A 20,207-nucleotide genomic window follows, 5' to 3' on the forward strand; every position below is an offset into this window, starting at 1 on the left:
CTCGCGAATGGTCTTAGCGCACGCGATTGGGGCACAGGGCTTTGAACTGGTCCAGAGTGTAGTCGTATCCCGAGGCACCCGAGCCATCCAGCACCACATTGTCGTCGGTGTCCGATATCAAATAGTCCGTCGTCGCGTCCGCATCGGGGTTGCGGCCCTGGAACCGCATGTTTGCACCATAGAGGGTGGTGAATTTGCCGGTCCGGCAGTTAGCGGTGATCTCGAGGTGCAAGGGCGTTTGCAACTCCTTGGCAATGCAGTCCTCGGTCACCTTGCCAACATAGTCGCGGCAGAAGGCGATTGCATTCCGCCTTGTGTGCCCGATCAGTATCCTGGCATGCGAAGAGCCGATGCCGGATGCCTTGACGATTGTGACCTCCATGCCCGCCCTGCCGCCGTAGTAAAGCGTTTTGGCCTCAGCCGAAGAGGCAAGGATTACAGCGCAAAGCACGGCCAGGAAACGTCGCATGCAAACCTCCCTTTGGGTGGAAAAGGTCCACATGCGCCGTCTCTGGTCAAGCTCTCCGTGCCGCTTTTTGTGCGACACCCAAAGCTGGCGGCCGCAGCCTACTGATTGATCTCGGGTTCGACGAGCTTTGCCAGGTTCCTGAGCGATTCCTGCCAGCCGAGATAGCAGGCCTCGACCGGAATCGCATCCGGAATGCCGGCCTGGGTGATGTCGATCTCGGTGCCGACCGACACTTTTTTCAAGATTACGGTCACCTGGATCTCGCCGGGCAGGTTGGGGTCGTCGAATCGGTCGGTATAGCGCAGGCGTTCTCCTGGAACGAGTTCGAGATACTCGCCGCCGAAGGAATGGCTGCCGCCGGTCGTGAAGTTGCGGAAGGCCATCTTGAACGTCCCGCCGACCTTCGCCTCAAGGTGATCGACCGTGCAGGTGAAGCCGTTCGGCGGAAGCCATTTCGCCAGCGCATCCGCCTCGGTGAAGGCGCGATAGACCTTCTGCGGGCTGGTCGTCAGAACGCGGTGCAGACGTACGGTGCCGGGCATATTCCAGATCCTTTCGTGATTGTTTGTTCAATGGCCAAAGGACGAACGAGAGGCGGCCAGTCCGACATACTCTCGAATCTTTTTCAACGCGCCTCGCAGCCTGTCCGGCTGGCGCACGCATGGCGTGCGCTAGTTAGTTCAACCCCGCGCCCCCGGCCAATGGTCGGCTATTCGATCTAATTTCTTTGCAAACCGTTAATGCGGCCATGTTGTTAATAAGCATTTGCTAATCAAGCGATCCGCCTGGAGTAGCCATGACCAAGAATCTCGGCAACGCGCGTTATATGCCGCCAAAGGACGCCAGGATCTCCGTGTTCAGCAAGGCCGCACCGGCACTGTTCCCGCTGGTCGTGGCGGCGCTGGGCTACATGATCGGCAAGCACTTCTTCGGCTACTAGGCTCGAATGCCATCTTCCGGCGGAGTGTAGATCAAGCGCCGACCTCGGTAACCTCCTTCCTGGCCTCCGCGGAGCGGATACGTTCGCTGGCCAGAAGCACCACCGGGCAGGTGACGGCGGCAAGCACCGCCGTCGCGGTATCGCCGAAGAACAGCTCTTCGCCCGGCCTTTGCGTTACACCCATCACCACCAGGGCAGCCCCCTTGGCGACCTCCCTGGCGATCGCCTTGTCAGGGGTGGCGCGGGTGCGGATTGCGGTGTCGACCTGTACGCCATAGCGAACGGCCAGATCGGCAATATCCTTCAGCATGGCTTCTTCGCGCCGGTGCGAGACGGACGTGATCCTCCCGCCTTGCCGCGCCGCCTTCGAGACGTAGAGAACCTTCACGCGCGCCCGATTCGGGCGTGCCAGCGCCAGGGCCAGATCGGCGGCGCGGCGCGACACTTCGGTGCCGTTGACGGGAACCAGTATGGTGGTTCCGGTCCGCAATACCGGCATCTTGCCGGTGGATCCGGCGCCTTTCAGCACCAGGCATAGCGGGCCGTCGAACCCTTCGGTGATGTCGTTCAGCGCCGGTGTGAACGACCCCTTCACCGTGAAAGCGTCTTCCAGGCCGAGCAGCAGCAGGCCGTAGCCTTTGCGGGCCTCCTCGGCGATCGTCGCGGCTGTCGCCCCGGATTCAGTGCGGGTGGTCAGATGGACTTTCGCGACCAAGGTGTCCTCGGCCTTGCTGACGGCCTTTGCGCTCTTCCGCGCACCCTTCTTCACTTCCTTGACTGACTGTTCCGGGCCCTTGTCGCGGGTCGGGCCGGCGAGCTTGCCATCCTTGAGATGGAGCAAAGTGGTCGGCATGCCGCTGCCGCCGCCAACCAGTCCGGCGAGGTAGGCGGTGAACTTGCCGATCGGGCTGTCGTCGACCAGCAGCAGCAACCGCTCAAGCTTCGAGATGAAGCCGCGCTCGTCGAGCAATTCGCGGTCGACGCGCTGCTTCTCGACATCGTCGACAGGCAAGCGGCCGAGCGCCCAGCGCAACATTGGTGGCATGGCGAGCGTGGTGAGGGCGGCCATGGTGACGATCATGGTGAAGAGGTTGTGGGAGAGGATGTTCATCGACAGGCCGATGCTGGCGACGATAACCTCGGTCGAGCCGCGTGCGTTCATGGCGCTGCCGACGGCGATTGCCTCCTTCAGCGACATGCCGGCAATCCTGCCGCCGAGGAAGGCGCCGCCGAACTTGCCGATACTGGCAATGACCAGCAGCGCCAGCGTCAGCAGCGCCAGCGTCGGGTCGGCAAGCACGGTGAGGTCGGCTGACAGGCCGGCCATGCCGAAGAAGATTGGCATGAACAGCGCTGTGATGACGCCGCGCAATTGGCCCTCGATGTGGGCGGACAGGATCGGCGATTCGCCAACAAGGATGCCCGCGACGAAGGCACCGAGGACGGTGTGCACACCGATCAGATTGGTGATCAGCGCCATCACGCCCATGATGAGGAGGATGACGGTGATGACGGCGTATTCGCTGCGGAAAGAGTCGTTGCTCCAGCGGATCAGCATGAACACCAGCCGGCGGCCTATGGTGAAGGAGAACACCATGAACAGCGCCACCTCGGCGACCGTGGTGAGCAGCGGCAGCAGCTGCAGGCTGCCGTTGGTGGCGATGCCGAAGGTGACGGCGATGATGAGCCAGCCGATCGTATCCTCGATGATCGCCGATGAGATGATGACCTGGCCGAGATTGCGGCGCATGAAGTTCATTTCGCGCACCACCATGGCGACGATCTTGACTGAGGAGATCGATAGCGCCGTGCCCAGGAACAGCCCGGCGACGACGCGCTGCGTCGGGTTGGGCAGCAATGTGTCGGGCAGGAACTGCGCCAGTGCGAAACCGCAGACGAAGGGCACGACGACGCCGGTGATCGAGATAGAAAAGCAGGCCGCCCCCACCCGGCGCACGAGGCGCAGGTCTGTCTCCATGCCGGTCAAGAGCAGAAGCAGCAGAATGCCGAGCTGCGAGACCGCGTCGATCATGCTTTTCTGCGCCGGATCGGTCGAGAAGATCAGGTGCTGCGCGTCGGGCCACAGCCAGCCGAACAATGAGGGCCCGAGCAGGATGCCGCCGATGAGCTGGCCCATGACCGCCGGCTGACCGTGGCGCTGGAAGATCTCTCCGACACCCCGGCCGACCAGAAGCAGCAAGACGATCTCGGCGACGAACACCCCCTCCGCTGAGCCACCCATGCCCGAAGCGTGGCCTGCCGGCTGGGCGGCGAAGGTCGTGCCTGCCGACGCCAAACCGAATACGGCCAGCAAAAGGGCCGGCGCAATGCTGCGTGACGTCGTTGCCGATCGACAGGCCATGGATTCCCTCAAACGCCTCGGCAGACTGACCATCACAACGCGCGGGCCATCATTTGCGTTGCAGCCGCGTGTCACCAGACATCGACGTCAAACATGGACGTCGCCGAAGGAAAGTTCGCCGTCGTCGCCGGCCACGAAAAAGACGATGGCGAACAGCCCGGCATAGAATGCCGCCACAACGACCACGATCGCCACACCGGGAATGGGGCCAAGGGCGGCGCTGTCGACGGCCTCGCGAAGCGAACCGACAAACCCGGTCCTGAGGCCCACGGCCTGAAGACTGGGGGTCGATATCTTGACCATCCAGGCCAGCAGTAGGATCAGGAACAGGTAGATGTAGTTTCGCCGCAGGCGGCGCGCCAGCGCAGCGCGCTGCGACAGCAGAAACTTCGGCGCGCGCAGGCCTTCGCCGACGATGAGCAGCCAATCAGAGGCAAAGTCGGGTTGCGGGGAGAAGATCTGCGCGAAATAGTGACGCTCGAACTGGCGCACGCGAGCCCGATAGAAATCGAAGAAGCGATAGCGGCGCGCCTCGATCCACAGCAGCAGCAGGATCAGCAGCATGGCGAACAGCAGCACGCCGTGATGCGCACTGGCCGTGGACAGCGACACCGAAAGCAGCGCCGCCACCACCGTGATCGCCCAGTTCGTCGTCCGGTCGAGCCGATCTCGCCACCCCGCCATGCGCGCGATCTCAGCGCGATGAAAATGCGATAGCGTGTTGACCCGTTCGGCCGATGTAAGCACCGGCCCGATGGGCTTCGCCGACGCATCGTTCATAACGCCCTCCAACTGAGTAAAACGCCTCAGACTTGGTCTCGTTCCGCGGTGTCCGGATTTCGCACCGGCCGGCGGCCTCCGCCGTGACCGCCACGCGCGCCGGCGTGGCGGGCGCCACCGCAGTTCTACGATCACATTGCATTATCGGATCTTGACCCCACCGCGGCAAACCCCAAATCAATCATACCGGTGCCGACGCGGGCGCCGGCTTCATGGCGGCGCCGCGGAGAGTGGTGGTTTTGTGGCCGTCAAACTCGGGCACCAGGTAGCCGGAGGCGATGAAGGCCCGCGAGACCTGGTCCAGGGTGTTTCCCAGGTGGAGCGGATCGGAACAGAAGGGAGCGAAAAACAGAAAGCGCAAATGGGGTGTGGGTCGGACGGCGCATTGTCCCCCGGAGCATGGCATGTAAACGAACAAAAACCAGGATCAAGAAAGGAGCAATGCAATGACCATTCGTGATCTAATGCCATGGAGCCGCGACGCCAACCAGGCTTCTACCCTGTTTCGCGACCGCGACCAGGACCCGTTCATGAGCCTGCATCGCGAGATGAGCCGCCTTGTCGACGACATGTTTCGCGGCTTCGGCTCACGGCTTCCGTCCATGTTGTCTTCGGCCGGCGGTAGCTGGCCCAGCGTGGAAATCTCCGAAACGGACAAGGAGATCCGTGTGACGGCCGAGATACCCGGCATGGAGGATAAGGACATCGAGGTGTTGCTCGATGACGGCGTCCTGACGTTGCGCGGTGAAAAACAGGCCGAAACCGACGACAAGGAACGTCAGTTCTCCGAGCGGTTCTACGGCCGCTTCGAACGTCGCATTCCGATCGGTTTCGAAGTCGAAGAGGACAAGGTAGCGGCCGATTTCCGCAATGGCGTGCTGTTCGTCACTTTGCCGAAGTCCGAGAAGGCGCAGAGCAGGACAAAGCGCATTCCCATCGGCGGCAAGAGCACCAAACACTAGAATAGACCAGCAGCCGGGCGAGCAAATCGCGCACGCCCGGCATCAGTCACCGGATTTCGCGCCGGTCACATGGACCTTGAGTATCCCTCTGCCTTGGGCAAACATGGCGGAGAGGGCCGGGGGCGCGAAAATGAACAAGCCGATTTCTGCCGTATCGCCGCGCAAGGCGCCGATGGCGCTGACCAAGGAACTCGTCGCCCGCACCATGCGCGCGGTCGAGGATGCCGGGCCGACGCCGGGCATGGTCTACATGACCGACGCCGACTATGCGCGCGTCCGCGACGAGGTGCTGGCTTCGGCCCCGGTGGGGCCCACAAGGCTGTTCGCCTATGGTTCACTGTTGTGGAATCCGGTTGGCGAATTGCGTGGCGGCGAAAGGGCGGTGGCAACGGGCTGGCATCGGTCCTTCTGTTTCACCGTCAAGCGTTTTCGCGGCACGGTCGAGCGGCCCGGCCTGATGATGGCGCTCGATCGTGGCGGCCAGTGCCAGGGCATGGTGTTCGAGATCGCCGAACCGGTGGCGGCCAATCTCGAAGCGCTGCTGCGCCGCGAGATGACCGTTCTGCCCGCCGTCAACGTGCCGCGCTGGCTGCGGGTCAGGACAGGTGACGGCCTATGCCGCGCGCTTGGCTTCGTCGTCGATCCCGCCAATCCGCGTTATGCCGGCAAGCTCGACAAGCAGGTGATCGCGGCAACGCTGGCCACGGCCGTCGGCCATTGGGGCTCGGGCGCTGAATATCTGTTCGCGACCACCCGTCACCTCGAAGCCTGCGGTATCCGCGACCGTAATCTTTGGCGATTGCAGGAACTGGTGGCCGAGGAGATAGGCCGCTTCACCCATCCCTGAGCCAAACCAGCATTTCGCCAGGCTCGCGGTTGTCCCAGGCGAAGTAGGGAATGGCGGTCAGGCGCGTCTCGGTAGTGGCCGGCGGTTCGGGCCTGTAGAGCCCGCTTTGCCATCCGTCTGCGGCATCGGCAAGTGCTGTAGCCGACAGCGTCACCACGCCGCCGAGAAGCTCGGGCCGGTGCTGCGCTTCGAGGCTGGCCGTCCTTGGCAGCGTCAGCCGATGCAGCTGGCTGTCATTGTCGGTCGCCTCGACGCAGTAGATCAGCGGCCCGCGCGACAGCGCGACGCGGCCGGCATCCTGGCGCACCTGCGGGTTGGCGTAAAGCCGCTCGATCGGCATTTCGAGATCGAGCCGCACCTGGTCGCCCTTCTTCCATGTCCGTCGGATCGCCGCGTAGCCGTCGCTGGTGACATCCGCCAACTTGACCGCCTCACCATTGACCTTGAGCGCAGCGTCGGTGCTCCACGCCGGGATGCGCAGGTGCAATGTGAACGCAATCGGCGCCTGCGGCTCGATCGTGATCTCGACGGCACCGTCCCAGGGATAGCGGCTTGCCTGCGTCAGGCTCACCGGCACGCCTGATATATCGAAGCGGGCGGTCGAGTCGCCATAGAGATGGACGGCCAGCGCGTCGTCGGCCAGGCTGTAGAAATAGCTGCCGATCGAGGCGACCATGCGCCCGATATTTGGCGGGCAGCAGGGGCAGCGGTGCCACTTCCACCTGTTGTGCTTGCCCCGGCTTTCCAGCGGGTTTTCATAGAAGAACAGCGAGCCGTCGAGCGACAGGCCCGAGATCGAGCCATTGTAGAGGGCGCGTTCCATCATGTCGGCATAGCGGGCATTCGGCCCCATGCCGAGCATGCGGTTCGCCCAGAACACCAGTCCGACCGCGGCACAGGTCTCGGCATAGGCGCTTTCGTTGGGCAGATCGTAGTCGCTGGTGAAACCTTCATTGTGAGCCGACGGCCCGAGCCCGCCGGTGATGTAGAGGCTCTTGGTGGTGAGATCGTCCCACAGATGGTCGAGTGCCACTCGCAAGCTGTCGTCGCCATATTCGGTGGCGATGTCGGCCATGCCCGAATAGAGGTACATCGCCCTGACCGCATGGCCGACCACCTTGTCCTGCTCGCGCACTGGAATGTGCGACTGGCTGTATTCATAGGTCTTGAAATGGTAGGCCTTCGGGTCGGCGCCGCGGGCGCGGGCCTCCTCGTCGAAATAATGCGGCTGCTGGCCGCGCTGGTCGATGAAGTATTTGGCGAGATCCATGTATTTTCGCTCGCCGGTCACCCGCGCCAGCTTGACCAGCGCCAGCTCGATCTCCTCGTGGCCGCAATAGCCCTTCTTCTTGCCGGGTTCGGGGCCGAGCACCGACGCGATATGGTCGGCATAGCGGCACATGATGTCGAGCAGCTTGCGTTTTCCCGTCGCCTGGTAATAGGCGACCGCACCCTCGATGAGGTGGCCGGCGCAATAGAGTTCATGGCAGTCGCGCAGATTGGTCCAGCGCTTGCCGGGCTGGATGCGCTGGTACCAGCTCGAGAGATAGCCGTCCTCCTGCTGCAGTTTGCCGTACATGTCGATGACGGCATCGATCTTCTTCTCCAGTTCTGGATTCTTGCGCCGGTAGAGCGAATAGGCCGCGGTCTCGATCGTCTTGCCGAGATCGGAATCCCAGAACATCTGCGTGGTCACCGTCGACCCGGTGAATTCCGCGCCCTGGCGGTCGGCTTCGTCGGGCGAGGGCGAGTGGAAAGGAATGACGACGCCGGGCGAGGGCCGGTCCGGGTCGATCTGCTCCAGCATGCGGGCCTCCACGCAGCGATCGTAGAGGATATCGGCGGTGCGCGTGGCCACCGCGTCGGCGCGTTCGCCCCAGAAGCCGTGCACGTCGACCTGCGGCACCGGCAGCGGGCGGAAGGCGAGCTTTGGTTTTCCGGTTTTTGCGGATGGCGATGCGGTCATGTACTCACTCCATTCGGTCTGTTTATTTGATGGCCCCGGCCATCAGGCCGCGGATGTAGAAACGCTGCAGGACCAGGAACAGGATGAGGCAGGGCACCATCATCACGGTGACGCCCGCCTGCACCGCACCCCAGTCGATGGCGCCGAAGCGGCCCGACTGCAGCGCGGTCATCATCACCGGCAGCGTGAACTTGGACTGGTCGGTCATCAGCACGAGGGCTGCGAGGAATTCGTTCCAGGCGCCGAGGAAGGCAAATAGCGCGATGGTGACGACGCCCGGCCAGACCAGCGGCAGCATCACCTTCAAAAGCATGGTGAGATTGCCGGCACCGTCCATGCGGGCGGCTTCCTCGATCTCGCGCGGCACCGCGTCGAATGCATTGCGCATCATGAAGATGGAGAACGGCAGCTGCAGCGTCACATAGACGCCGACCAGGCCGGTCAGCGTGTTGTGCAGGCCAAGCTTGGTCAGCACCAGGAAGATGGGCGTCAGGATCGACTGGAACGGGATCATGATCGTCGATAGGATGAGGATGAAGACCAGGTCCTTGAACGGAAACCGGAACCGCGAAAAACCGTAACCGGCCAGCACGCTGACAGCGACCGACAGCAGCACGGTCATCACCGAGACGTAGATGCTGTTTTGCGCCGAGACCCAGAGCCCGTCGCCGAAGCTGTTGAGCGTGGCGTAGTTCTCCAGCGAGAAGCCTGACGTCGGCCAGGGCGGCAGCGGCGGCAGGCGTGCCTCGGCGGCTGGCTTGAACGCCGACAGCACCGCCCACACGATCGGCGCCGCAAACAGCACCGAGGCGATGATGCCGGTCGAATGCTCGCCGATGCGAGCCAGGAGCCGGCGGTTGCGGGAAGCGGCCTGCGCCATCAGTCGAGCCCCTCCGGCTTGCGCAGCAGCCACAGCTGGACGAGGCTGAGCGCCACCAGGACGACGAGCAGCACCATCGAGAGCGCGGCACCATAGCCGAGCTTGAACGAGACGAAAGACTGGTTGAAGATCCAGTAGACGGCCGTCAGCGTCTGGTTGCGCGGACCGCCACGCAGGATGATGTAGAACTGGTCGAAAGCGAGGATCGAGCCGGCGACCGACAGGATCAGCGACAGCGCCAGTGTGCGGCGCATCAGCGGCAGGGTGATCGCGCGGAACCTGGCGAACGGCCCGGCGCCGTCGATGACTGCGGCCTCCTGCAGGTCCTGCGGGATCGACTGCAGGCCGGCCATCAGGATGATCATGGTGAAGCCGGCGACCTTCCAGACGACCATGGCGATGATCGACCAGAAGGCCGGTTGGAAGGTGGCCAGCAGGTTGAATTTCTTGTCGATCAGGCCGAGATCGTAGGCGGCCGGGCTGAACAGGCCGGAATCGACATTCAAGAGCCATGACCAGAGCAGGCTGGCCGAGGCGAAACCGACCACCGCCGGCATGAAGAACATGGTCCGGTAGAGGTTGGTCAGCGGCCGCGGCCGTTCGACGAACAGCGCCAGCGGGAACGCCACCACGAAGATCGCGATGGTGACAATCACGGTGTAGTAGGCGGTGAAGCGCAGCGCGTTCCAGAACCTTGTGTCGCGCAGGATAGCGACATAGTTGCCGAGGCCGACATAGCTGTGCTCGCCCATCAAGGGCCAGTTGTGCAGCGACATCCACGCCGTCATGCCGAGCGGTATCAGGAAAAAGACGACGACCAGCGCGATGGCCGGCGCGACATAGAGCAGGCCGATCCATTGCCGGCCGGCGCCGACGAGTTTTCGGGAGCGGGGCGGCGCGGTGATGGTTGCGATGGAGGTCATGGCTGCTCTGCTCTTGCTTTCCGTTCCCCTTGTGAGGAGGGAATTCCAGCTTGGGTTCCTCCCCCCCGCCAGAGGGGGGGGTGAGGTGGCCGCGACGCGGCCGGAGAGGGGGCCTTCGTAGGGCGCAGTCCCCCTCTCCGTCTCGGCTTCGCCGAGCCACCTCTCCCCCACTCACGTGGGGGCGAGGAACCCAAACTGGATAGGCCGAGCGGATGTCTCAAAGCTTCCATGTCGAATAGCCTGCACTGACGGATGCGATGTCATCCTTCCCTCAAGGGGGAGCTGGGGCGGCCACCCGCCCAGGGAGACGAGCGGGCGGCCGGCAGACGCCGCTACTTCTGCGGCGCCTGGTCGATGATCGACTGCATCGTCTCCTGCGCATTGGCGATCGCGCCGTCGACGTCGTCGCCGAAGAAGACCTCGTTGATCATCTGCGTCCACGGCCCGTTGGCGGAGTTGATCAGGTCGTTGAACACCACCGAATAGGGCGTGCGGCCCTTGGCCATGGCCTCGGCGGCGACCTGGTAGCGCGGATCGAGATCCTTCAGCGCTTCCTTGGCGATGTCGCCGCGCACCGGCAGGCTGCCGTATTTGGCGAGGATGGTCTGGCCCTCGAGCGAATAGGCGAAATCGAGGAATTCTTTCACCACGGGCAGTTTCGTGGTGCCCTTGGTGACGACGAAATTGTCGCCGCCAGCAAAGGACGACCAGCCGCTATCCTTGCCCGGCAGGAAGGTGACGCCATAGTCGATATCGGGATACTGGGTGTTGAGCGCGCCGATGGCGAAGGCGCCGGACGGCGAGATGCCGATATTGCCGGCAGCGAAGGCGGCGAAGAAATTAGCGCCGGTGTCGGTCTGCGCGCCTGCCGGCACCAGATCCTTCTTGACCATCGAGCGGTAGAGATCGATGGCCCCGCGCAATTGCGGGCTGTCCAGCGTCGCCTTCGAGCCATCTTCCGAAAGGATGTCGCCGCCCGACGCCCAGATCAGCGGCGTGAAGGTGAAGATGTTGCAGCCGCCGCAATTGCCCGAGAAGTAAAAGCCCTTGATGTTACCGCCGAGCGCGTTGACCTTCTCGGCGTCGGCCGCGATCTCGGCCCAGTTGGTCGGCCCCTTCTCAGGGTCGAGGCCGGCCTGCTTGAACAGCTTCTTGTTCCAGATCAGCACCGAGGCGTCGGCGGAGAACGGCAGGCCGTAAATGTGGTCCTTGTAGGTGCCGGTCTTCACATGCGCCGGCGACAGGCTGGCGAAATAGGGCAGGGACTTGGCCCAGTCGGTGATATCCTCCAACTGGCCGGCAGCGGCGAAGGATGGCGTGTAGATCAGGTCGAGCGACAGCGCGTCCGGAGCAGTGCCGCCGGCGGCCGCAGCGCCATATTTCGGGATGATCTCGGCATTGGGGATGATGTCCAGCTTGACCTGGTTGGTGTGCGCCTTGTTGTAGGCGTCGACGATCCTCGGCATGAAATTCGAGCCGTCGGCGCGTACCCAGATGTTGGCCGTCTCGGCGGCGGCAGTACCGAGACCGCTACCCAGAACGGCAGCGGCCAGGGCCAGTTTGGCAATCAGGTTCCTCATATTCTCCTCCTCCAGGTTTGACCGCGCTCCGCGGCTTGGCGCCGATTGCGCGGCGCTTGGTTTTCAGCCATCCAGCGGATGGCCGCATGACTGCCGCACCACCAGCCGGCACGGCAGTTTTCGAATGCCCGGCGCGGCGGGCTTGCCGCCGACCAGCGAAAGCAGGGTCAGCCCGGCCTCGCGCCCGAGTGCGACCAGGTTCATGTCGATGGAGGTCAGCGGCGGGCGCGTTGCCTCGGCCACGATCTCCCAATTGTCGAAACCGATGACGCCGACATCGCGGGGAACGTTCAGGCCGCGCTCGCGCAAGGCATCGATAACGCCGCGCGCGATCTGGTCGTTGCCGCAGAAGACGGCGTCCGGCCTCTCGCTCTTGCCGTCGAATAGCTGCGCCACCGCCGCGTGGCCCCAGGCTTCCGACCAGGAGCCGAGCAGCGGCTCGGTGACCGGCAGGCCGTTTTCGATCAGCACGTCGCGGTAAGCCTGGGCGCGGGCGTGCACCACGGCAAAGCTCGCTGGGCCGGTGACATGGGCGATGCGCTTCCAGCCCAGCCGGCAAAGGTGCTCGACCGCCAGCCGGGCGCCGTCGGAATCGTCCGAAACGAAGGCGACGGCGTCGGGATCGGGCTGCGTGAAGGCATAGATCACCGGGACGCGCAGATTGCTGAGGTCGACGGGCAGATGGCGGTCGATGCGCTTGCCGGTGGCGATGATGCCGTCGACGCGCTTGTCGAGCATGGCATCGACATGCATCTGACCCAGCCGCGGATCCTCCTCGACATTGCACAGGAACACCGACACGCCATTGTCGACCAGCGCGTCCGAGATGCCCGACATCAGCGGCAGCGAGAAGCGGCCATAGGTATCATTGGTGAGCAGGCCGACAGTGAAGCTGCGCCGCCGGAGCAGGCTCTGCGCCAGGCTGTTGGGCCGGAAGCCGAGGCGCCGCGCCGTCTCGCGGATGCGTTCGCGCGTTTCGCCGGTCATTCGCCCCTGGTTGTTGAGCGCCTTCGAGGCGGTAGCGACGCTGACACCGGCCTGCGCGGCCACGTCACGCAAGGTGACTGGCTTGGAAAAGGCCGGAACAGGCAGATCGTCCGATGGCATCGCGCCGAGAATCCTTAGCTGGGAAAAGGTTTTCTCTTACTGGTCCGAGCGAGGCCGGCACGCGGCCAAGCCCGATCGGAAATGTTTGGAAAAACCTTTTCTCAAACCAAGGCTAAGCCAGATCTGATGGTCGTTCAAGCGGAAAAATGGTCTGGACAGGGCAATGACTTCAGGTTTGGAATTCGCCCCGATGGTCGAGGAGATGGATCTCGGCTGATCCGCCGGAACCGGCTGCCGTCAGGCCGCACCATTGAGTCCGCGACCTCATCGCCTGAGTTGCCGTTGAGCGCGAGCCAGATGATCCAGGGAATTGAACCACGATGGAACCGGCACTGCTTTCGACAACAGCGGCGACAGCGACGATGTTCGCCAAGCGACCGCCGCGGTCATACAGGCTGATTCGGCCTGGACCAGTTTTCATTGACATCGCGAGGATAAGTGTGTATTTATACACACATGAAGAGCGCCGATATGATTGCAAGATTAGTTGGCGATGGATGGTTCGAAGTTGCTCGAAAAGGCAGTCATGCTCAGTTCAAGCATAACGACAAACCGGGACGGGTCACTGTTCCGCACCCCAAGCGAGACATACCCATCGGCACCCTGCGCAGTATCGAAAAGCAGTCCGGATTGAGACTGAGGTGAGAGACATGAAGCAGTATATTGGACTTATCCATAAGGATGGCGAAAGCGACTTCGGCGTGTCTTTTCCTGATTTTCCTGGCGTGATTACGGCAGGTAAGGACTTGGATGACGCGCGAGTTATGGCCGAAGAGGCCCTTGCCTTTCATGTGGAAGGGCTTGTCGAAGATGGGGAGGCTATTCCAGAACCCTCGTCTCTAGCCGAGGTTATGGCGTCGTCTGTCAACCGCGATGGTGTCGCCATTCTAGTTGGCCTGAAAACCGAAGCAAAAAAGGCGGTGCGGGTAAACGTCACTCTACCAGATGACGTTCTTCAGCGAATAGATGCCTTCGCCGAGGCTCATGGTTACACCCGTTCTGGATTTCTCGCCAAAGCGGCAGTGAAGGTAATGGAACTCGAGGCTACCTAACCCACCTTTCGTGACGAAAGGTGGGCGGAACTTCAGAGGCCAGCAGCGCTTTCACTTGGAAGCGTCTTGGCCTCGACGATCATGACCCTGCGTTGCGTGACCATCGATACCCAAGACTGGAGCCGTGAGCGCCACGGACCCGGCGTTAGGACGCGCGGAGGGCAGGGCGCAGGCCCTGATCGCCGTCGCCGCCATTCGGTCCTCAGCCGAAATCGGCTGCCGTCAGCACATACATGCTCCTGTGGGTGCGGTCGTAAGCCCTCGACGCCACTTCGCGGATGGCGCGGCCCTCGGTGTCGAATGTGGCGAGGTAACCGGCCTCATTGGCTGCGGCTGCTGGCTGCATCTTCGCCATCGCGTCGGCGGCGACCGAAAAGGAGATCTGGAACATGCCATCATAGCCGACGAAACGGATGCGCTGGCCGGCCTCGTCATAGCTGCGGCTACGGTTGGGGAAGGTGAGACTCATGTCTTGGCCTCCGTGGCTTTCTTGGTCACCCGCTTCTTCTTCGGCGTAGGATTGAGAGCCTCGGCGACGCGGTCAGCCTCTTCCTTGGCCAGCCGCAGTTCCCTGAGCCTTGCCGTCTTGATCTCCCGGGCCCTCGCTTCGGACATATATTCGGCGGTTGCCTTGTTTTTCTCCGCTGTCTTCTTCTGCTTGTCGACAAAGCGGGCTTCAGCTTTTTCCATGATCGTCTGATTGCCTTCGGCCATCGAAGAAATCTCCCTTGTACCTGAAATCGTGAAAGTGAACTCGTCCGACAAATAGGCACTCGATCGGCAAAATTCAATCTTTTGAATTATTTGACGATCTGCGGATATCACGAAACCGGCCGCCGAAATAATACTTTTGAATATTTAATTCGGGCGCGAATAATTTTTGGCACTCCTATCTATCGAGTGCCAATGCGTCTATAGAAAGGGGGCGTGGCCGCCTGTGCCGGCCCCAGAAAGAATGTTCCCATGAAATTTCGGCCACTCCACGACCGCGTCGTCATTCGTCGCGCCGAAGGCGATATCAAATCCAAGGGCGGTATCATCATCCCGGACAATGCCAAGGAAAAGCCCGCGGAAGGCGAAGTCATCGCCGTTGGGCCTGGCGCCCGTGACGAAAACGGCGCGCTTGTTCCACTCGACGTCAAGGCAGGCGACTTCATCCTGTTCGGCAAATGGTCGGGCACCGAGGTCAAGATCGATGGCGAGGACCTTCTGATCATGAAGGAAGCTGACATCATGGGCGTCATCGACAAGAGCGAGACTGGCGTGATCGACAAGAGCGAGACGGGCGTCATCGACAAGAGCGCGGCCGCCAAGAAAGCTGCCTGATCTCATTTTCTCCGACCGAACTGGATAAAAATCATGTCTGCCAAGGAAATCAAATTCTCCACCGATGCGCGCGACCGCATGCTGCGCGGCGTCGAGATCCTCAACAATGCTGTGAAGGTCACGCTCGGTCCCAAGGGCCGCAACGTCATCCTCGACAAGGCCTATGGCGCTCCGCGCATCACCAAGGACGGCGTCACCGTCGCCAAGGAAATCGAGCTTGCCGACAAGTTCGAGAACATGGGCGCGCAGATGGTGCGCGAAGTCGCCTCGAAGACCAACGATCTGGCTGGTGACGGCACCACCACCGCTACGGTGCTGGCCGCATCGATCCTGCGCGAAGGCGCCAAGCTGGTCGCCGCCGGCATGAACCCGATGGACCTCAAGCGCGGCATCGACCAGGCAGTTTCCGCCGTGGTCAAGGAAATCCAGGCCCGCGCCAAGAAGGTCAAGTCGTCGGCCGAAATCGCCCAGGTCGGCACCATCGCCGCCAATGGCGATGCCAGCGTCGGCGAGATGATCGCCAAGGCGATGGACAAGGTCGGCAATGACGGCGTCATCACCGTCGAGGAAGCCAAGACCGCCGACACCGAGCTCGACGTCGTCGAAGGCATGCAGTTCGACCGCGGTTATCTCTCGCCCTATTTCGTCACCAATGCCGACAAGATGCGAGCCGAGCTGGAAGAGCCCTACATCCTCATCCACGAGAAGAAGCTCGGCAATCTGCAGGCGATGCTGCCGATCCTCGAAGCGGTGGTGCAAAGCGGCAAACCGCTGCTGATCATCTCCGAAGACGTCGAAGGCGAGGCACTCGCCACGCTGGTCGTCAACAAATTGCGCGGTGGCCTCAAGGTCGCGGCGGTCAAGGCGCCGGGTTTCGGCGACCGCCGCAAGGCGATGCTGGAAGACATCGCCGTGCTGACATCGGGCCAGATGATCTCCGAGGATCTCGGCATCAAGCTCGAAAACGTCACCGTCGAAATGCTCGGCCGCGCCAAGCGCGTGCTGATCGAGAAAGACACCACCACGATCATCGACGGCGCCGGCACCAAGGCGACCATCCAGGCGCGCGTCGCCCAGATCAAGGGCCAGATCGAGGAGACGACCTCCGACTACGATAAGGAAAAGCTGCAGGAGCGGCTGGCCAAACTCTCCGGCGGCGTTGCCGTCATCCGCGTCGGCGGCGCAACCGAGTCGGAAGTCAAGGAAAAGAAGGACCGCATCGACGATGCGTTGAACGCAACGCGCGCCGCGGTTGAAGAAGGCATCGTGCCGGGCGGCGGGGTGGCACTGCTGCGTGCCAGGTCGGCACTGGCCGGCTTGAATGGCGCCAATGCCGATGTCACCGCGGGCATCTCGATCGTGCTTCGGGCTCTGGAAGCGCCGATCCGCCAGATCGCCGAGAATTCCGGCGTCGAAGGCTCGATCGTCGTCGGCAAGCTGATCGACAGCAAGGACCACAATCAGGGCTTCGACGCCCAGAACGAGGTCTATGTCGACATGATCAAGGCGGGCATCGTCGACCCGGCGAAAGTGGTGCGCACCGCGCTGCAGGATGCCGGCTCGATCGCAGCCCTTCTGATCACCGCCGAAGCGATGATCACCGACATTCCGGCCAAGGATGCCGCACCTGCGGGTGGCGGTGGCGGCGGCATGGGCGGCTACTAAGATTCGGCCGGCCTGCGAAAGGTGATTTCATAAAAGCCACCTTTCAGACCTGTCCTGAATTCAGCCACCCCGGCTCTTCAATGGAGCCTGGATAACTACCGCCGGGGGTATTTTCTCCCGGCGTGCAGGCCTCTAGCCCAGGAGACGGATCCATGATCACGTTCGTGCGGAAGCCAGAGACGGTCGTCACGACCGAAAATACCGAGGAAAGCCGCTTCGACCGCATCCGCAGGATTGCCGCCGACAAGCACAAGAAATCCGATTTCAACACGCCGAAGCCATCAAAGAGCGAACCCAAACGCCCGATGTGAATCTGCGGCGCCGCCGCCACTTTTCGGCCCGAGCTCGATGCCATTGGCCGAGCCGAGATCCAGCCAGATCACTTCCGCAATCCGGTGGCTGCTAACGGCCTGTCTGGTATTGTCATTACATTAGCTAAGGCGCATATTTCTCAGGCAGCGGGCCCTCGGCCGCCAACGCGTCCAAGGGCGCCTGCGATTGTTACCGAAAAATCACTCCGTGCCGCTCGAATTATGGAGCAGCCACGAGACAGTGACATTTGGAGGAAATACCCATGAAAGTGACTATTTTGGCAAACTATGCGCCTCATGCCGCCAAAGGATTGATGCAAGGCTCGGACAGGCAAGCTGCGGTCAAGGCGCTTTTTGAAAGCGTTGGCGGCAAGATGACCAGCATGATGTTCACGCGCGGCATCTATGACGTCGTCGTCAATGGCGAGGTGCCGGACCAGTCAGCGGGGATTGGCATGTCCCTTGCGGTGCGAGCGAGCGGCTCGCTGACCGAGATGGTTGTTCTGGAAGAACTCGACATGAAGGCAGTGCTCGCGGCCGCCAACAAGGCAGCCGGCGCGTACAAACCCGCCGGCTGATGGACTTGCCTTCTTGATCAAGGCAGCACGGTTCGATGGACGTGCCGTGCTGCCGAGTGTCGGACAGGCATCTTCTTCCGACTTTCGCTGCGACTGGAGTTCAAGCTAGTATCGTCCGGTGGTCGTTTGGTGCAGAGAGCTTGCGGAAACGCAACCGCGATTCTGACTACGGAGACAAGCCATGCTTGCGGCCAAAGCCATCGACACCTCAGACAAGGCCGCGTTCTATCGCGACCTTGCAGCCCAGCTTAAGGCGCTGCTCGACGGCGAGCGCGATTCGATCGCCAACGCCGCCAACACCGCGGCGCTGATCTTCCAGATGGTGCCGGATCTCAACTGGGCTGGGTTCTATTTCCTGCAATCGGACGAGGAAATGGTACTCGGGCCGTTCCAGGGCAAGCCGGCCTGCGTGCGCATCGCCGTCGGCAAGGGTGTGTGCGGAACCGCGGTCGAACTCGGCACCTCGATGCTGATCAAGGATGTGCATGATTTCCCCGGCCACATCGCCTGCGACGCCGACTCGCGCTCGGAACTGGTCGTGCTGCTGGAGGACGATGAAGGCGTCTTCGGCGTGCTCGATCTCGATAGCCCGCTGCCGGCCCGCTTCGACAAGGCCGACCAGGCCGGCATTGAGACGCTGGCGGCGATCTATGCAGCGGCGAGTTCGTTCGAGGATTAGGGCATGCTGATATTCAGGTGAGGCCGGGCTGCGAACGGCGGCTTCCTGCGCTTCCGGTGCTCACGTACTTAAGTACGCTCCGCTCCGGTTCTCGGAAGCCATCGTTCTCGCCCCGGCCTGACCTGAATATCAGCATGCCCTGGCCCGGTCTGGACTAGGCGAATTTCACCAGCATCAGGCTGAAGCAGCCGATGAACAGGAAGGCCGAGAAGGCCAGCGCCAGCGGGCGCAGGCCGCGCGAGCGCAGCTGCGAAATATCTGCCTGCAGGCCCATGGCGGCCAGCCCCATGGTCAGCATGATCGTGGTGGCGAGCGCCATTGCCGACTTCATTTCGGCCGGCATGGTGACCAAGCTGTTCAGCGCGACGACGGCGACAAAGGCGGCGACGAACCAAGGCATGGGCGGCTGTGCGGCCGACTGACCGCTGCTTTTGCGGCGGGCCATCAGGCCGAGCGTGATGACCATCGGCGCCAGCATGGCGACGCGGGTCAGCTTGGCGACGGTGGCGATCTCGCCGGACTGGGTGCCGTTCTGGAAGCCGGCGCCGATGACTTGCGCCACCTCATGGATCGAAGCGCCGGCCCACAGGCCGAAAGCGTGCTGGTCGAGGCCGAGCATAGGCGCCATGAGCGGGAAGCCGAGCATGGCGACGGTGCCGAACAGAGTGATCGACGCGACGGCGTAGGTGACGTCCTCGTCGCGCGCATCGGTGACGATGTTGGTGGCGACGATGGCCGAGGCGCCGCAGACCGAAGTGCCGGCGGCGATCAGCTGCGCCAGCTTGGCGTCGACGCCGATCAGCCGGCCAAGCGTGATGGTGAAGACGAAGGTGGCGCCGAGCGTAGCCGCCACGATGCTGACGCCGTAGGCGCCAATCGATACCATCTGGCCAAGCGTCAGCTGGAAGCCGAGCAGCACGATGGCAAAGCGCAGCAGCCGGCGCTGCGAAAACGCGATGCCGGCTTTGGCGTGGGCGGGCGTGCCGAGCACGTTGGAATAGATCATGCCGGCGACGACGGCGGTTATCATCGGGCTGAACAAAGCGAAACCTGAGACATTGCGGGCCGAGAAGGCGACCCCGGTGATCATCGCGACCAAGACGATGCCTGGCACGATGCCGCTCCATTTGAGAGATTTTTGTCCCCGGGGAAGATCGGCAGAAATCAGGCTTTTCGGAATATCGTTCGCAATGTGGGTAAAGGAAGACAATGCAATGCTCCGGGCTGGTATCGCGGAGGAATGCCATTCCAGAACCAATCTTTCCAACGAATTATTTTCGTTAGAACGATCGATTTTTACGAACGATTGTCAGACTAAAGCTGCGCTTCGATGGCCGCCTTGTCGATCACCGACCAGACGTGCCTGATCCTGTCGTCGAGAAATTCGTAGAAGACGTTCTCGCTGAAGGAGACCTTCCTGCCGTTGACGGGCAGGCCGAGGAAGTCTCCGATCGGCGTGCAGTTGAATTGGAGCCGGCTGGCTATGAAGGGCGTATCCGAAATCAGCAGCTGGATGTCGAAATAGAGGTCCGGAATCTCGGATAAATCCCGCTCCAGCTTTTTGCGGTAACCCGCCAGCCCGACCCGGTCGCCATTATAGTGCACCTCGTCATGGACGAACCGATGCAGGTTGCGCCAATCCTGATTGTTGAGGCAAGCGATGTAGCCTCGATAGTTGTCAGCCAGCTCTGTGTCGGTCACGGCAACGCTCCGGCGCTTGCGTCTTGGAAGAGGTGACGCTCGAGCAAGAAGATAGAGCGACGGCAGGTTCAATCCAGAT

General features: G+C 62.3%; 23 protein-coding genes. 10 read left to right on the forward strand and 13 right to left on the reverse strand.

What is annotated here, in order from left to right; genetic code table 11:
• Positions 1–13 precede the first annotated feature (13 nt).
• Entirely contained in the window at positions 14–469 is a 456-nt protein-coding gene (locus NKJ01_RS22175) for a hypothetical protein (RefSeq protein WP_352730939.1), read from the reverse strand.
• Between the two features lie 98 nt (positions 470–567).
• The gene (locus NKJ01_RS22180) at positions 568–1,011 is read right to left on the reverse strand and encodes an SRPBCC family protein (RefSeq protein WP_023760001.1); all 444 of its coding nucleotides are present in this window, start codon (positions 1,009–1,011) and stop codon (positions 568–570) included.
• Between the two features lie 254 nt (positions 1,012–1,265).
• On the opposite strand from NKJ01_RS22180, the gene NKJ01_RS22185 reads away from it, so the two are divergent.
• Positions 1,266–1,409, forward strand: coding sequence for a hypothetical protein (locus tag NKJ01_RS22185; RefSeq protein ID WP_352730941.1), 144 nt, complete (start codon positions 1,266–1,268; stop codon positions 1,407–1,409).
• Between the two features lie 31 nt (positions 1,410–1,440).
• On the opposite strand, the gene NKJ01_RS22190 is transcribed toward NKJ01_RS22185, so the two are convergent.
• A complete protein-coding gene (locus NKJ01_RS22190) occupies positions 1,441–3,771 on the reverse strand; it encodes a cation:proton antiporter domain-containing protein (RefSeq protein WP_352730943.1) in 2,331 nt (776 codons plus the stop codon).
• Positions 3,772–3,858: 87 nt separating this feature from the next.
• Complete coding sequence (locus NKJ01_RS22195) at positions 3,859–4,551, reverse strand: DUF2270 domain-containing protein (protein WP_023760004.1); 693 nt, start codon at positions 4,549–4,551, stop codon at positions 3,859–3,861.
• A gap of 446 nt (positions 4,552–4,997) precedes the next feature.
• On the opposite strand from NKJ01_RS22195, the gene NKJ01_RS22200 reads away from it, so the two are divergent.
• Together NKJ01_RS22200 and NKJ01_RS22205 are read left to right on the forward strand one after the other, a co-directional pair.
• Positions 4,998–5,513: an Hsp20/alpha crystallin family protein gene (locus NKJ01_RS22200; protein ID WP_031260414.1), complete on the forward strand. Its 516-nt coding sequence runs from the start codon at positions 4,998–5,000 to the stop codon at positions 5,511–5,513.
• A gap of 130 nt (positions 5,514–5,643) precedes the next feature.
• A complete protein-coding gene (locus tag NKJ01_RS22205) occupies positions 5,644–6,360 on the forward strand; it encodes a gamma-glutamylcyclotransferase (RefSeq protein WP_352730946.1) in 717 nt (238 codons plus the stop codon).
• On the opposite strand, the gene NKJ01_RS22210 is transcribed toward NKJ01_RS22205, so the two are convergent.
• The 5 genes from NKJ01_RS22210 to NKJ01_RS22230 all read right to left on the reverse strand — a co-directional run bounded on the left by NKJ01_RS22210 (position 6,347) and on the right by NKJ01_RS22230 (position 12,816).
• Positions 6,347–8,326, reverse strand: a complete 1,980-nt coding sequence (locus NKJ01_RS22210) for a glycoside hydrolase family 127 protein (protein WP_352730949.1) — start codon at positions 8,324–8,326, stop codon at positions 6,347–6,349. The genes NKJ01_RS22205 and NKJ01_RS22210 overlap by 14 nt on opposite strands.
• A gap of 22 nt (positions 8,327–8,348) precedes the next feature.
• Positions 8,349–9,206 carry a carbohydrate ABC transporter permease gene (locus tag NKJ01_RS22215; protein WP_352730951.1) on the reverse strand — a complete coding sequence of 286 codons (858 nt, stop codon included), beginning with the start codon at positions 9,204–9,206 and terminating at the stop codon, positions 8,349–8,351.
• A complete protein-coding gene (locus NKJ01_RS22220) occupies positions 9,206–10,129 on the reverse strand; it encodes a carbohydrate ABC transporter permease (protein WP_352730954.1) in 924 nt (307 codons plus the stop codon). The genes NKJ01_RS22215 and NKJ01_RS22220 overlap by 1 nt, the downstream gene beginning before the upstream one ends.
• A gap of 332 nt (positions 10,130–10,461) precedes the next feature.
• Positions 10,462–11,709: an ABC transporter substrate-binding protein gene (locus NKJ01_RS22225; protein WP_352730957.1), complete on the reverse strand. Its 1,248-nt coding sequence runs from the start codon at positions 11,707–11,709 to the stop codon at positions 10,462–10,464.
• Positions 11,710–11,772: 63 nt separating this feature from the next.
• Positions 11,773–12,816 carry a LacI family DNA-binding transcriptional regulator gene (locus NKJ01_RS22230; RefSeq protein WP_352730960.1) on the reverse strand — a complete coding sequence of 348 codons (1,044 nt, stop codon included), beginning with the start codon at positions 12,814–12,816 and terminating at the stop codon, positions 11,773–11,775.
• Positions 12,817–13,272: 456 nt separating this feature from the next.
• On the opposite strand from NKJ01_RS22230, the gene NKJ01_RS22235 reads away from it, so the two are divergent.
• Positions 13,273–13,461, forward strand: coding sequence for a type II toxin-antitoxin system HicA family toxin (locus NKJ01_RS22235; RefSeq protein ID WP_084025473.1), 189 nt, complete (start codon positions 13,273–13,275; stop codon positions 13,459–13,461).
• Positions 13,462–13,466: 5 nt separating this feature from the next.
• On the forward strand, positions 13,467–13,868 hold the full coding sequence (locus NKJ01_RS22240; protein WP_352730963.1) for a type II toxin-antitoxin system HicB family antitoxin: 402 nt from the start codon (positions 13,467–13,469) through the stop codon (positions 13,866–13,868).
• 202 nt (positions 13,869–14,070) lie between these two features.
• Here the strand turns inward: NKJ01_RS22240 and NKJ01_RS22245 are convergent, their stop codons facing one another.
• Positions 14,071–14,337: a DUF1488 family protein gene (locus NKJ01_RS22245; RefSeq protein ID WP_352730965.1), complete on the reverse strand. Its 267-nt coding sequence runs from the start codon at positions 14,335–14,337 to the stop codon at positions 14,071–14,073.
• Complete coding sequence (locus NKJ01_RS22250; RefSeq protein WP_023760015.1) at positions 14,334–14,582, reverse strand: hypothetical protein; 249 nt, start codon at positions 14,580–14,582, stop codon at positions 14,334–14,336. The genes NKJ01_RS22245 and NKJ01_RS22250 overlap by 4 nt, the downstream gene beginning before the upstream one ends.
• A gap of 249 nt (positions 14,583–14,831) precedes the next feature.
• On the opposite strand from NKJ01_RS22250, the gene NKJ01_RS22255 reads away from it, so the two are divergent.
• The 5 genes from NKJ01_RS22255 (at position 14,832) to msrC (ending at position 18,427) form a co-directional block, all read left to right on the forward strand.
• Complete coding sequence (locus NKJ01_RS22255; RefSeq protein ID WP_352608583.1) at positions 14,832–15,194, forward strand: co-chaperone GroES; 363 nt, start codon at positions 14,832–14,834, stop codon at positions 15,192–15,194.
• Between the two features lie 33 nt (positions 15,195–15,227).
• Positions 15,228–16,859, forward strand: a complete 1,632-nt coding sequence (gene groL / locus NKJ01_RS22260; protein WP_352730968.1) for a chaperonin GroEL — start codon at positions 15,228–15,230, stop codon at positions 16,857–16,859.
• 152 nt (positions 16,860–17,011) lie between these two features.
• Complete coding sequence (locus NKJ01_RS22265; protein ID WP_352730971.1) at positions 17,012–17,170, forward strand: hypothetical protein; 159 nt, start codon at positions 17,012–17,014, stop codon at positions 17,168–17,170.
• A gap of 263 nt (positions 17,171–17,433) precedes the next feature.
• Positions 17,434–17,748 (forward strand): GYD domain-containing protein, encoded by a 315-nt coding sequence (locus NKJ01_RS22270; RefSeq protein WP_352730973.1) that lies wholly within the window; start codon positions 17,434–17,436, stop codon positions 17,746–17,748.
• A 181-nt stretch (positions 17,749–17,929) separates the two neighbouring features.
• A complete protein-coding gene (gene msrC, locus NKJ01_RS22275; protein ID WP_352608579.1) occupies positions 17,930–18,427 on the forward strand; it encodes a free L-methionine (R)-S-oxide reductase MsrC in 498 nt (165 codons plus the stop codon).
• 154 nt (positions 18,428–18,581) lie between these two features.
• On the opposite strand, the gene NKJ01_RS22280 is transcribed toward msrC, so the two are convergent.
• Together NKJ01_RS22280 and NKJ01_RS22285 are read right to left on the reverse strand one after the other, a co-directional pair.
• Positions 18,582–19,637 carry a YeiH family protein gene (locus tag NKJ01_RS22280; protein WP_352730975.1) on the reverse strand — a complete coding sequence of 352 codons (1,056 nt, stop codon included), beginning with the start codon at positions 19,635–19,637 and terminating at the stop codon, positions 18,582–18,584.
• A gap of 104 nt (positions 19,638–19,741) precedes the next feature.
• Positions 19,742–20,128, reverse strand: a complete 387-nt coding sequence (locus NKJ01_RS22285; RefSeq protein ID WP_352608577.1) for an ester cyclase — start codon at positions 20,126–20,128, stop codon at positions 19,742–19,744.
• Positions 20,129–20,207: the final 79 nt, after the last annotated feature.

Source organism: Mesorhizobium sp. M0276 (assembly GCF_040321755.1).
In the GTDB taxonomy this organism is placed as follows: Bacteria; Pseudomonadota; Alphaproteobacteria; order Rhizobiales; family Rhizobiaceae; genus Mesorhizobium.